Origin of the sequence: Chryseobacterium elymi, from assembly GCF_003385495.1 — a bacterium.
Taxonomy (GTDB): domain Bacteria; phylum Bacteroidota; class Bacteroidia; order Flavobacteriales; family Weeksellaceae; genus Chryseobacterium; species Chryseobacterium elymi.
The window spans coordinates 70,536-83,122 of the sequence record NZ_QNUH01000006.1; the positions used below are offsets into that span (position 1 = coordinate 70,536).

12 protein-coding genes are annotated in these 12,587 nt (G+C 36.8%); 5 read left to right on the top strand and 7 right to left on the bottom strand.

All coding sequences use genetic code 11. The features are described 5' to 3' along the window. Positions 1-97: 97 nt before the first annotated feature. The gene (locus DRF60_RS08540; RefSeq protein ID WP_116011688.1) at positions 98-1,660 is read left to right on the top strand and encodes an amidase; all 1,563 of its coding nucleotides are present in this window, start codon (positions 98-100) and stop codon (positions 1,658-1,660) included. 220 nt (positions 1,661-1,880) lie between these two features. Here DRF60_RS08540 and DRF60_RS08545 read toward each other — a convergent pair whose 3' ends face one another. Then, entirely contained in the window at positions 1,881-3,065 is a 1,185-nt protein-coding gene (locus tag DRF60_RS08545) for a pseudouridine synthase (protein ID WP_238640128.1), read from the bottom strand. A gap of 101 nt (positions 3,066-3,166) precedes the next feature. Here DRF60_RS08545 and aroB point away from each other — a divergent pair, with 101 nt between their 5' ends. From aroB to DRF60_RS08565, 4 genes are all read left to right on the top strand, one after another. After that, on the top strand, positions 3,167-4,213 hold the full coding sequence (gene aroB, locus DRF60_RS08550; RefSeq protein WP_116011689.1) for a 3-dehydroquinate synthase: 1,047 nt from the start codon (positions 3,167-3,169) through the stop codon (positions 4,211-4,213). 279 nt (positions 4,214-4,492) lie between these two features. Next, the gene (locus DRF60_RS08555) at positions 4,493-5,125 is read left to right on the top strand and encodes a porin family protein (RefSeq protein ID WP_116011690.1); all 633 of its coding nucleotides are present in this window, start codon (positions 4,493-4,495) and stop codon (positions 5,123-5,125) included. A gap of 335 nt (positions 5,126-5,460) precedes the next feature. Continuing rightward, entirely contained in the window at positions 5,461-6,144 is a 684-nt protein-coding gene (locus tag DRF60_RS08560; RefSeq protein ID WP_116011691.1) for a porin family protein, read from the top strand. Positions 6,145-6,483: 339 nt separating this feature from the next. Further along, positions 6,484-7,191 (top strand): porin family protein, encoded by a 708-nt coding sequence (locus DRF60_RS08565; RefSeq protein ID WP_116011878.1) that lies wholly within the window; start codon positions 6,484-6,486, stop codon positions 7,189-7,191. A gap of 204 nt (positions 7,192-7,395) precedes the next feature. On the opposite strand, the gene DRF60_RS08570 is transcribed toward DRF60_RS08565, so the two are convergent. The 6 genes from DRF60_RS08570 to DRF60_RS08595 all read right to left on the bottom strand — a co-directional run bounded on the left by DRF60_RS08570 (position 7,396) and on the right by DRF60_RS08595 (position 12,499). After that, complete coding sequence (locus DRF60_RS08570) at positions 7,396-8,343, bottom strand: glycerophosphodiester phosphodiesterase family protein (protein ID WP_116011692.1); 948 nt, start codon at positions 8,341-8,343, stop codon at positions 7,396-7,398. A 139-nt stretch (positions 8,344-8,482) separates the two neighbouring features. Continuing rightward, a complete protein-coding gene (gene purF, locus DRF60_RS08575; RefSeq protein WP_116011693.1) occupies positions 8,483-9,982 on the bottom strand; it encodes an amidophosphoribosyltransferase in 1,500 nt (499 codons plus the stop codon). A 64-nt stretch (positions 9,983-10,046) separates the two neighbouring features. Next, positions 10,047-10,406, bottom strand: a complete 360-nt coding sequence (locus tag DRF60_RS08580) for a four helix bundle protein (RefSeq protein WP_116011694.1) — start codon at positions 10,404-10,406, stop codon at positions 10,047-10,049. A gap of 36 nt (positions 10,407-10,442) precedes the next feature. After that, positions 10,443-11,162, bottom strand: coding sequence for a phosphoribosylaminoimidazolesuccinocarboxamide synthase (gene purC / locus DRF60_RS08585; RefSeq protein WP_047402036.1), 720 nt, complete (start codon positions 11,160-11,162; stop codon positions 10,443-10,445). A 33-nt stretch (positions 11,163-11,195) separates the two neighbouring features. After that, the gene (locus DRF60_RS08590) at positions 11,196-11,891 is read right to left on the bottom strand and encodes a DUF3307 domain-containing protein (RefSeq protein WP_116011695.1); all 696 of its coding nucleotides are present in this window, start codon (positions 11,889-11,891) and stop codon (positions 11,196-11,198) included. A gap of 2 nt (positions 11,892-11,893) precedes the next feature. After that, positions 11,894-12,499 (bottom strand): SatD family protein, encoded by a 606-nt coding sequence (locus DRF60_RS08595; protein WP_116011696.1) that lies wholly within the window; start codon positions 12,497-12,499, stop codon positions 11,894-11,896. Between the last annotated feature and the right edge of the window lie 88 nt (positions 12,500-12,587).

Genomic DNA, 12,587 nt, shown 5'->3' on the forward strand with positions numbered 1-12,587 from the left:
TTGTACCCGGCATAAACCCCGAACCCGCATCACGGAACTCATAACTTTTTGCCCCGCATTTTAAGATAATTATCTATATTTGAAAGAAATACCGCAAATGAAAAAAGGGATTTTACTTATCGGATTTTTCACTGTAATTCTTGGAAAAGCACAAAATACCACGGGTGATCAGTTCAAATATCTGGAATATGATATCCAGAAGATCCAAAGTCTTTACAAAAGCAATAAGGCAACGGTAAAAGAAGTCGTTGAAGCTTACCTGAAACGGATCAATGACATTGACAAAAACGGCGTACAGCTGAATTCTGTGATAACCATTAATCCGGATGCTGTCAGAATTGCAGATTCCTTAGATCATATCAGTTCAAAATTAAAAGATAAGCCTCTTTTCGGAATTCCTGTCTTACTGAAAGATAATATAGATACCCGCGATAAGATGCCCAATACGGCAGGATCTTTAGCCCTGAAAAACTCTTTCCCTTTACAGGACAGTTATCTCGTGAAAAAATTAAGAGAAGCGGGAGCTGTCATTATTGGAAAGACCAATCTTAGCGAATGGGCCAATTTCCGCGGTATGAAATCCACAAGCGGCTGGAGTGGGCTGGGCGGACTTACCAAAAACCCATACATTCTGGACAGAAATACCTGCGGATCCAGTGCCGGTTCCGGGGCTGCTATTTCGGCTAACCTTGGTATTATCGCCATTGGAACAGAAACCAACGGTTCAATAGTCTGCCCTTCAAGTATCAATGGGATTGTAGGATTAAAACCAACGGTAGGCCTGATTTCCAGACAGGGAATCATCCCTATTTCAAGTTCTCAGGATACGGCAGGTCCCATGGCCAGAACTGTGACTGATATTGCTATAAGCCTGGGGACAATGGTTGGTGAAGATAAACGTGACGTAAAAACCGTTGGCAATACGCCGTATCTTCATAAAGACTATACCCGCTTCCTGAATTTAAACGGACTGAAAGGAAAAAGATTAGGCTATGTAAAAGGCATCACCAAAGGAGCCAGTAAAAAGGTAGATGAGTTGTTTTTGCAGACCTTAAAAGTTTTGGAAAATCAGGGTGCTGTCATCGTTGAAATAGAAAATGATCCGCTTTCGGGAGAAGTCCATGAAAAATCTCTGGAACTGATGATTGATGAGTTTAAAGACGGCCTGAATGATTATTTTGCATCATTGGGTAAAAATGCCCCCATTAAAAATATTGATGAACTCATTGCTTTCAACAAAAACAATAAAGAAGAGCTGAAATATTTCGGACAGGAATTTCTGGAATTAGCCGCCAAAAGTAAAGGAACGAAAGAAAAAAACTATGCAAAGGCTGTAAAAACCACCCAGGAAGGAAGCCGTGAAAAAGGAATCGACCTTACTATGAAAAAATACAGCCTGGATGCAATTATTTCCCCTACCACCACAGAAGCCTGGAAAACTGATCTGCAAAATGGCGATCAATATTCTTTCGGGAGCGCAGATGCAGCCGCTATTGCAGGATATCCAAGCATTACCCTGACCATGGGTTATATCGACAGATTACCGGTCGGAATCTTATTTTCCGCAGAAAAATGGAGCGAAGGAAAACTTATCAATATGGCTTATACTTTTGAACAGGCCGCTCCGCAGAGGAAAGTTCCACAGTTTTTAAAGCAGTAACAGATTCAGGTTACCGGGTTCGAGATTTTTTTAGTTTTGCGGTTGCGGATGCTGGTTATATGAGAAATCGGTTTCGTGTAAAGGAGTCGTAACATAAAAAGAAAAAAGCGTTGAAATAAAATTCAACGCTTTTTATGCTTATAATTCTTCTGTATTGCTTAACGTTCAGCTTTCCATCATACAATGAAAACCTGTACTCGGCTTCCAACCCGAAAACCGTTTAAAGCATCTTAAGATTATTAACTTCCAGATCTGTAAGGATTCTCCAGTGTCCACGTTTGATGTTCTTTTTTGTAAGACCTGCAAACATCACTCTGTCCAAAGCTTCCACTTCATATCCAAGTCTCTGGAAAATTCTTCTGATCACACGGTTCCAGCCAATATGAATTTCGATTCCTATCTCATTTTTAGGTTTTCCTTCAATAAAAGAAATCTGATCTACAACGGCTACCCCTTCATCAAGGCGGATCCCCTCCACAATCAGTTTCATATCTTCATGGGTCAGTTTCTTATCCAGTGTTACGTGATAGATCTTTTTGGCATCAAAAGAAGGATGTGTCAGCTTTTTCGTCATATGCCCGTCATTTGTTAAAAGAATAACTCCGGTTGTAGAACGATCCAGTCTTCCTACAGGAAACAAACGGTATGGTGATGCATTAGCAACCAGATCCATTACTGTTTTTCTGGCTTTGTCATCCTTAGTTGTAGAAATATATCCCTTTGGCTTGTTTAAAAGCACATATACCGGTTTTTCCGGGGTAATACCCTGTCCGTCGAAAACTACCTTATCAGTCTTCTGAACCTGATATCCCATTTCAGTTACCACCTGCCCGTTTACTTCCACAAGCCCCTGCGTAATCAGTTCGTCAGCCTCTCTTCTGCTGCAGATCCCGGAATTGGCAATATACTTGTTCAGACGGATGGTGTCCTTATGAACATCTTTCTCAATTTTGTTTAACCTTCTTTTCTGTACAAAAGATCTTGCCTTATCATCATTTTTGTCATCTCCAGCGGATGGTCTTCTTCCGTATTTCAGGCTGCCTCTTTCATACTTGTCTCTGGTATCAAAACTTTTTCCGCCTTTTTTGGGAGCTGATTTACCAAAAGTTTTTCTCTCACGTCCCTCACTTGAATTGGTAATATAAGCTCTGCTCTCTGTTTTCGCTCCGGAGTCCTCATCTCTGTTCGTAGGGTTGTCTCCGCTTTTCTTAAAAGGTTTCGGCTCAAACTTCGAATTGCTTCCTTTATAGTCGGAATTTCTTTCTCCAGCTTTTGGAAAAGGTTTCTTAAAAGGTTTTGATCCTGAAGAATTTCCAGATCTAGAAGCACGAGAATCATCAGAATTGTTTCTTGTTGAAGTTCTTGGTCTTTTTGGTCTTTCTGAATTATTGTTATCTCTGCTCATTCTAAAAATTTCTGCAAAGATAGTAATTTAGTTACGAGTTAAAAATTAAGAATCATAACTTTGCACAATACTTTTATTTTAATTTTAAAGAAACTCCAGTAATGATAACAATATTAAACGATGATTTTTCTCAATTAAATACTTTCCTGCACGAAAAATCTTTCAGTAAAATCTTTATTTTAGTTGATGAAAATACCCATGAATATTGTCTTCCGGTTCTGTTAGGCAACATGGAAACAGACTTAAACTTTGAAATTCTGGAGATTGAGGCTGGTGAAGAAATGAAAAACATCCAGACAGCTAATCAGCTATGGGAGATTCTTACCGAAATGCAGGCAGACAGAAAAGCACTAGTCATTAACCTTGGTGGCGGTGTGATTACGGATATGGGTGGTTTTGTGGCCTCTACCTATAAAAGAGGACTCCAGTTCATCAATATCCCTACTACTCTTTTATCAATGTGTGACGCCTCTATCGGAGGAAAAACAGGGATAGACCTTATGCATTATAAAAATATGGTAGGGACTTTTGCCTTCCCGGAACATATCTTTATCTATCCTAAATTCCTGGAAACACTTCCGTTTAAAGAATTAAGGAGTGGTTTTGCAGAAATGCTGAAACATGGCCTTATTGCCGACAAAGCGCATTGGGAAAGTCTTATTCAGATCCACAAACTTGATGTAGAAGCTGTAGTTCCCCATATCCAGACTTCAATGGATATTAAACAGGACGTCGTAGAAAAAGATTTTCATGAAAGAAACATCAGAAAGACTCTGAATTTCGGGCATACGATCGGACATTCCGTAGAAAGTCTCTGTCTTAGCCAGGGAAATCCTATTCTTCACGGTGAAGCTGTTGCTATGGGAATGATCTGTGAGGCCCATCTGGCTTTTCTTGAAGATCTTATCAGTCAACAGGATGCAGCTGCTATTATTGAAAACATTCAGAGGTACTACCCTTACCTCGACATAAGCGATTTTACCGATGAAAGCATTGCTGCACTTTTGCTGAACGATAAAAAGAATACAGACAGTAAAATTAATTTCTCATTAGTCTCAGGAATCGGGTCATGTACATATGATCACCAATGCACCCAGGAAAACATTTTGAAGTCGTTGGATTTTTACAGAAAACTGAATAATGCTTAAATGATTTATATAAAAGAGTCATTTTTCATTATTATTTTAATGAATGAGTAATTTAGATTTTATCTAAACAAACGTTTAATTATTTTAGTAAATACTTATTAGTCAATAAATTAAGATCAATAAGCTTGTTTTTTAAGCCGCTTTATTAACTGACTTTTATCATGTTATTTGTTTTTGGCAAGCAATTTGGAAGATACTCTGCGTCAAACTCAGTAGTAAGTTTTTGACAGTAGTAAAATTTAAAATTAGAAATAGTAAAATATTAAAAAAATTAAAGTTATGAAAAAGTTAATTTTAGGATTAGCAGTAACTGCAAGTTCACTAGCATTTGCTCAACAGACTTCATCTTCTTCTAACCCGGTAACATTTGGTGTAAAAGGAGGAATGAACGTATCTTCTCTTTCTAAAGACGAAGGTTTGGATGATCAGAAATCTAAAATAGGTTTCAACGCAGGGGTTTTTGCTAATATTCCAGTAGCAGAATCATTCAGTGTTCAGCCAGAGGTATTGTATTCTCAATATGGTGCAAAAGCAGATTACACTTTATTAGGAACTAAATATTCTTCTTCAACTAAATTAGATTATATCGCAGTACCGGTGATGTTCCAGTACAATCTGATTCCTAATCTTTATTTAGAAGCAGGTCCGGAATTTGGATTCTTGGTAAGTGCAAAAAACAAAATCAAAAATGAAAATAACGGAAACTCTTCTACTTCCGATAACTACAAAGATGATTTAAAAACATTCAACTTTGGTATTGGTATCGGTGCAGGATATTACTTCACTCCGAATTTCGGTCTTACAGCGAGATATGTTGCAGGTCTTACAGACGTCGCTAAAGACAGACCTAATGGATCTGACGCAGTAAAAAACAATGTATTCCAGGTAGGATTAGCTTATAAATTCAAATAGTAGGCTTTTACATTCAGAAACAAATACATTCAGAAACAAATTTTATATTCAATAGAAAACCGGATTAATTTATTTTAATTCGGTTTTTTTATGTACATAATTTTAATTAATTTTTTGGCAAGGAGTTTGCCTATAACAAATAAGCTGAAAGCATTGACGTTTTGTCAGTGTCTACAGTGAAAGTTTCTTCATATATAAAATTGATTTCAAATAGAAAGGGTCAGGTTTATTCATTTAAGCCTGATCTTTTCGCCTTAAATATGACTTTTATCATTTTATTCTCTTTGGCGGGAATTTTGCTGAAGTACGGTGAAATAAGTTAAAACTTTATAATCATGAAAAAACTAATTTTAGGATTAGCAATTGCAGCAAGCCTTTCGGTTAATGCTCAGGAAAAAACTAAATCTTCTTCGCCCGTTACATTCGGGGTTAAAGCTGGGTTCAACGCTTCAACGCTAAGTAAAGTGGACCAGTATGATAATGATCAGAAACTAAAGCCTGGTTTTAGCGCAGGAGCATTTGCCAATATTCCGGTAGCAGAGAAATTCAGTATCCAGCCGGAGCTTCTTTTTAACCAGCTAGGTTCAAAAACTGAAGAAAGAGAAGTATACTATGTTAATTCCGACAGATACAGCAGAGAAGTAGATTACAAAAAAACACTAAACTATCTTGCTGTACCTGTAATGGTACAGTATAATATCCTTCCTCAGCTTTATGTAGAAGCAGGTCCGGAATTCGGATTTCTTTTAGGAGGAAAAAATAAAGGTGATATTACCACTGCCAGAACTTCCGGAAATACTACGACTACGCAGACAACAACCTTTTCAGAAAAAATCATTAAAGATTTATATAATAAATTCAATTTCGGGATCGGGATTGGAGCAGGATATTATTTTACACAGAATTTTGGGGTAACAGCCAGATTTACTGCGGGTATTACAGATATCTATAAAGAAAACAGTGCAGACGCTGTTAGAAACAATGCATTCCAGGTAGGTGTAGCTTACAAATTCAAATAATACTATATATATTTTCAAAAGCTGATGCCGGATTTCTTAAGAGTCCGGCATTTTGCTGTATAATCTTATTGGCTTTTACCGTTTTTTGCCAAGTTTAATTCTATATTAAATCGTCAACATAAAGTCAGCTCAGTTTAAAATTATTATGAAAAATCTAATTTTCATAACATAATTTTTCTTAAAAAACAGTTAAAACCACAAACTAGGCAATGTGAAAAAACCTTCGCAGAAGCCCTTTGAATAAGGATTTTTGAAGTTTGGCAAGCATTTTGCAAAATAAATCAAGTCTGATTGAAAAATCAGGTGAAAAGTAAAATAGTAAAATTTAAAAATAAAATTATGAAGAAGTTATTTCTAGGGTTGGCAGTTGCTGCTGGCATGATGACGTTTGCTCAGGAAACAAAAACAGTAAGCACAGAACCAATCAAAAAAGAAACACAGCCTATCAGATTCGGTATTAAAGCAGGTGGAAACTCATCTTATTTCAGTGAGCAGAAATTAAGCCTTAACAACCAGAAAATCGGATTTCATGCGGGGGTTTTAGTTAATATTCCACTTTCTCAGAAATTCAGCTTACAGCCGGAAGTTTTATATAATCAGCTAGGAGCAAAAAGTGTAATCTCTTCTACGGACGTAACGACAGGGGATACCAACATTAAAACGAAAAGCGATTACAAAACGACCATGAACTATATTTCAGTTCCTTTAATGGTACAAATGAGACCTACAGAAAAATTTTATGTAGAAGCAGGTCCTGAATTCAGCTATTTCATCAACGGAAAAAATTCCGGAAACAGTACTATTTCTACGACTACAGGGGGGATTACAACTACTCAGTCTGTATCTAACTCTGAAGACATCAATAAAGATAATGTTAACAAGTTTAATTTAGGTCTTGGTTTAGGTCTTGGATATGATATTACTCAAAATATTGGGATCAATGCAAGATATATCAACAGTCTTACGGATATGAGAAATCAAAAGCCTGAAGGCACCGAGCCGTTGAATCACAGAACATTCCAGTTAGGCTTGAATTATAAATTCTAACAGAAGACAATCAATTATTTAACCTATGTAAAGTCCGGACTTAAAAATTTTAAGTCCGGACTTTCGTTCTTATTGATATGGAGAAAGATTTTTAGATCACAGATCTCAGACACGAAAGAGAGCCATGAGTTTTAGAGTTGTTGCTGGCTGACATTGCTATAAAAGGCTTCCTATCTGATTATGTTCAATAAAGGAATAAAGGAGTTATTCAAATATTCTTGGATCATCGCTGATCACTCCATCTATTCCCATATCTTTTAATTCTTTTAATCTTTTTTTGGTATTGACGGTCCATGGTATAACTTTCATGCCCAAGGAATGGCATTCCTGCACAAGCTCTGAAGTAACAAGTGTATGATCGGGACTATAAATGGTTGGGGTAAAGCTCAGAAATTTCATATCTCCTGCTACGCCATTCAGATGATCAGGATACTGCCTGAATTTCTCTGCAGGGATATTTTTGAAATGAGCCTGCTGTTGTGCCAACTTTTTATCATCAACTTTTTCCACCAGCAAGGCAGTCATGATCTTAGGGTGTTCCTTATGAATGATTTCCAGTGTTCTGGGGTCAAACGACTGAATGATTACCCGGTCCTGAATTCCTTTTTTTAGAATAATGCTCATCATCAGATCTACAAATTCTTTTGGTTCAGGATGAAATATATGGTCAGAAAAAGGACGTGTTTTTGTTTCTATATTATAAAAAGGTAAAGCTCTTTTCAATTTACGGGAGTAAGCCTCACATGCATCTATTACTTCTGAAAAGAGAGGCTTTTGGGCCTTTATTTTCTTCTGATCAGGATAGTTATCAAGTTTCTTTAAGCCTACATCAAATGTTTGAATTTTAGCATAAGGCATATCATAAATTTTATAGTAAAAACCGGAGTCTTTCGGAATGTAAGTTCCATCAGGCTTTGTGACTAACTCAGGAGAAAGAAAAGCATCATGGGAAAGAATTACTTTTTTGTCTTTCGTGATAGCCAGGTCCATTTCCAGCGTTGTGACATTCATTTTTAGAGCGTTCTTCATGGCCGGAATGGTATTTTCGGGATATAAAGACTTTCCACCACGGTGTGCCTGCTTATCAAAAGACTGAGAGAAATACAACTGAGCAAATGCCAGAAAAAGGCCAATTAAAAATACATTTTTCATATGAAGCTTTAATAGCATAAAATTAAAACTTGATTTTATATTGTATGATACAGGAATATTAAGCTTTTAATATATTTATACAAACAAAAGAGCCAGATTTACAAACCTGGCCCTTCATTTATTTCAAATCGTTAGAATATTAATTGAACAATTCTACCTCCTCTCCTTTTCCTACCGGATATTCTTCTGTAAAACATCCAAAACAGTGATTGGAAGATCCTAAAATTTCTTTCAGGCTGTCTGTGCTTAAAAACTCAAGTGAATCTACACCCAGATAATTTCTAAGCTCTTCAGTAGTCATATTAGCTGAAATCAGATCATCCTTTGAAGGGGTATCGATTCCTAGGTAGCATGGGGCAATAATAGGCGGAGAAACACTTCTGAAATGGATCTCTTTTACGCCTGCATCTTTTAATATTTTTACCAGTCTTTTGGAAGTAGTTCCTCTTACGATAGAATCGTCTATAATCACTACTCTCTTGCCCTTGATCTCAGAAATAATCGGGTTAAGCTTAAGGTTCACTACCCTTTCTCTCATCTCCTGTGTCGGAACAATGAAACTTCTTCCGATGTATCTGTTTTTAATCAGAACCGGACGGAAAGGTATTCCAGAAGCTTTTGAGAAGCCAATAGCAGCCGGAACTCCTGAATCGGGAACTCCAATTACTACATCAGCTTCTACAGGGGCCTGTTCCCAGATTTTTTCACCGGATTTCTCTCTGATCTCGTATACATTGATATTTTCTAAAGTAGAGTCAGGTCTTGCGAAATAGATGTATTCAAAAGAACAGATCCTTTGCTTACCTCTCGCTTCATTGACCATGTAAGAATTAAGCTTACCCGGTTCATTTTCATTCGTATAAATGATTTCACCAGGTAAAATATCACGTACATACTGGGCACCTACGGCATCCAATGCAACAGATTCGGAAGCTACAACGTAAGTTTTTTCGTCAACAGCTCCTAAAACCAGCGGACGGATCCCGTTGAAATCCCTGAAAGCAAAAAATTTATTTCTCGTCATTCCCACTACGGAATAAGCGCCTTCAATTTTCTCCATGGTCGCCTTAATGGCTCCGCGAAGTCCTAAATCAAGATTTTTTTGAATTAATCTTAAAATAACCTCAGAATCGGAAGTAGCTCTGAAAACTACGCCTTCAGCTTCCAGTTCATTTTTTAATTCTCTCGCATTGGTAAGGTTACCGTTATGCGCTATAGAAAGAATAATCTGGTCATATTCGTTTTTTGCGAAAAATGGCTGGAAATTATACTTCTTTTTGTCACCTGCAGTCGTATAACGAGTGTGTCCGATTGCAGAATTTCCCATAAAAGCTTCAGGATCCTGGATCTCTTTATAAACATCCAAAACCAAACCTTCATCTTTCATATTGGTGATTTTTCCGTCTTTTAAAACAGAAATACCACACGCCTCCTGACCTCTGTGCTGTAAAGCAAAAAGCCCGAACTGCGAAAGAGAAAACGTATCAAGATCATTATCAGAATACATTCCGAAGATTCCGCACTCCTCATTCGGAGCATCCAATCTTTCTTCTTCCTGCGTTCTGAAAAGATTTCTTCCGTAGGTTTGAGTCTCAAATTGTTTTAAATATTCACTTTTATGAATGTCTAAACTTTTCATTTCTATTTTTTCTAAATTAGAAGTTAAATATTAGATGTTAGAAATTAGTCTAAGTTAACTTCAATTATAATTTTAAACTTGTCTTTAATGAATAAATCATTTTCTGTATCTCAGCTAAAAGTTCTTTTAGGGGAAGAATTTTAGTTTCAGAAATAAAATTTAAATCTATTAATAACTGTAACTGAGTTTGCAATTCATATGTTGAACCAAACGCAATTCCGAGAAATTGATAAAATTCATTCTTATTATTCCTTCCTGCTCCTTCTGCAATATTAGAAGGTATTGAAACGGCAGATCTTCTAATTTGAGACAATAAGCCAAATCTTTCTTCGTTTGGTAATTCTGCAGTCACCAAATAAACTTCTTTTACCAAAGCCATTGATTTACTCCAAACTTTAAGATCTTCTATCCTGTGCGATTTCATACTAACCTCTAATATCTAACTTCTAACCTCTAAACTTTACTTATTCAGTAAAGTTTTAAGACGATTGTAGATTTCTACATAAGCCTCGGTAACTTCTCCTAAATCTCTTCTGAATCTGTCTTTATCCAGTTTTTTCATAGTGTCTTTGTCCCAAAGTCTGCAAGTGTCAGGAGAAATTTCGTCTGCAAGGATGATTTCACCGTCAGAAGTTTTTCCTAATTCAATTTTGAAATCGACCAGGATAATATTCATTTTGTCGAAAAGATCAATCAGGATTTCGTTGATGTCAGAAGTAAGCTCATACATCTCATCAAGCTCCTCATAGGTTGCTGCTCCTAAGAAAACGGCGTGGTGATCGTTGATAAGCGGATCTCCCAATTCGTCTTTTTTGTAGCAGATATCAAAAATGGTAACCGGAGATTTAATTCCTTCTTCCACTCCTAATCTTTGAGCCATGCTTCCTGCAGAGTAGTTTCTTACTACCATTTCCAAAGGAATGATTGATACTTTTCTTACCAATTGCTCTCTCTCGTTCAATTGTTTAATGAAATGAGTCTTAATCCCTTTTTCATTTAAATATTCAAAAATCAAAGTTGTGATGGCGTTGTTCATTTCACCTTTCAAATCAACAGATCCTCTTTTTTGAGCATTAAATGCTGTAGCATCGTCTTTAAAACGTACTACTACTTGATCAGGATTATCGGTAGCAAATACTTGTTTTGCCTTACCTTCGTACAACATTTCTTTCTTTTCCATTTCTAAATTCGTATTAGTTAGATTTATTTTATATTACTTAATTAAAATTCCTGTTAAAACAGCCAATCCAAAACTCAACAATGTGCCAATGAGCACATATTCTGTCAGTTTTCTCTGCTTGGCCTGTGCCAGATCACTGAATCTGAAAACGGATTTGGCTGCAACCATAAATCCCACGCCTTCCCAATGATTCACCATAATAAAAGTGAAAACCAGAAGACGTTCCAGGATTCCTATATATTTTCCTGCACTCGACAGGGATTCGGTCTGTATACTGCTTTGTGATTCCGGGGCCGGAGTCCAGGAAGACAATACTATCTTAATAAAAATTGAAGCCGGTGTTGTCAGGAATAATGCAGCCATCAATACTTTCAAAAATTGTGGGTTCTGCAGAAAACCGAAACTGAATTCTTTACAATAGAATGAGATCCCGGCTATGACAAGAACATGCAATAATTGGTCAATAAAAAACCATTTTTTCTTGTTCTTTACAGTCTGGAAAATCAGTTTTGAGGCATCAATTATAAAATGAGTGATCCCGATAAGCAATGAAATCCACCACAGATCTGTATTCCAAAGAAAAACAAAGCTTAAAACAGTATGAATCAGAACATGAAGATACAGATACGGGCTTTTCAGCTTACGGCGTTCCTTATCTGCAACCCAGGAATTTGGCTGAAGAATAAAATCTCCGAGTAGATGTGCCAATATGAGTTGAGTAAAAATCATGCTTACAGTTCTGAGATTTTCTTTCTAAAATATTGATTAGTTTCTACGATAAGGTCGTAGTTGGCACGTTTCAGTCTCTGGCTTACCGAGGACTGTGAAATAGCAAATTTCTTAGCGAGATCTTCCTGTGTAATATCCTGGTTCATGATCATTTCGTGAATGATCTCCGCCGTAGCTACCGTCCAGTTGTCGAAGTCTTTTGAAGACCATTTCAGAAGGATGTTCAGATCCCTGTCTACGGCTTCGTTTGAGGTTTTTATAGAAACGGTGTGGCCGTCACTTTTAAGGTCGTTGAGCAGTCTTCCGGAATGTACATAAGCCGTTCCGTTGGATTCGGTGATTTTTTCTGAGGAAAAATTCTCTTCACCAATACCTATGGCAATCCGTACATCTAAATTTTCCTGGCTTCTTATGAGAGACTTGATAGCTAGAAAACGCCAGAAAACTTCATCAATATTACATTTGAACTGAAACTCGTCTCCTCTGTAGATTTCCCATGCGAGCGGTGAACTTCCCCAGTTTACCAGGAGATTCTTGAGTCTGGTGATCCAAACTTCTGTGTCTGCATGCTGTGAATTTATAATATCACCGGTTATGACCGCTATCATTATGCAAATATAAGCATAATTACTTATAAATAAAAAATATAAGCAGAAACCCTTATAGATATTGATTATTAGTGAATCTGCTTATATC

Bases quoted from the DNA above. Each gene is read 5' to 3' on its own strand.
- DRF60_RS08540 (WP_116011688.1), top strand. From the start codon at position 98: ATGAAAAAAGGGATTTTACTTATCGGATTTTTCACTGTAATTCTTGGA.
- DRF60_RS08545 (WP_238640128.1), bottom strand. From the start codon at position 3,065: ATGAGCAGAGATAACAATAATTCAGAAAGACCAAAAAGACCAAGAACT.
- aroB (WP_116011689.1), top strand. From the start codon at position 3,167: ATGATAACAATATTAAACGATGATTTTTCTCAATTAAATACTTTCCTG.
- DRF60_RS08555 (WP_116011690.1), top strand. From the start codon at position 4,493: ATGAAAAAGTTAATTTTAGGATTAGCAGTAACTGCAAGTTCACTAGCA.
- DRF60_RS08560 (WP_116011691.1), top strand. From the start codon at position 5,461: ATGAAAAAACTAATTTTAGGATTAGCAATTGCAGCAAGCCTTTCGGTT.
- DRF60_RS08565 (WP_116011878.1), top strand. From the start codon at position 6,484: ATGAAGAAGTTATTTCTAGGGTTGGCAGTTGCTGCTGGCATGATGACG.
- DRF60_RS08570 (WP_116011692.1), bottom strand. From the start codon at position 8,343: ATGAAAAATGTATTTTTAATTGGCCTTTTTCTGGCATTTGCTCAGTTG.
- purF (WP_116011693.1), bottom strand. From the start codon at position 9,982: ATGAAAAGTTTAGACATTCATAAAAGTGAATATTTAAAACAATTTGAG.
- DRF60_RS08580 (WP_116011694.1), bottom strand. From the start codon at position 10,406: ATGAAATCGCACAGGATAGAAGATCTTAAAGTTTGGAGTAAATCAATG.
- purC (WP_047402036.1), bottom strand. From the start codon at position 11,162: ATGGAAAAGAAAGAAATGTTGTACGAAGGTAAGGCAAAACAAGTATTT.
- DRF60_RS08590 (WP_116011695.1), bottom strand. From the start codon at position 11,891: ATGATTTTTACTCAACTCATATTGGCACATCTACTCGGAGATTTTATT.
- DRF60_RS08595 (WP_116011696.1), bottom strand. From the start codon at position 12,499: ATGATAGCGGTCATAACCGGTGATATTATAAATTCACAGCATGCAGAC.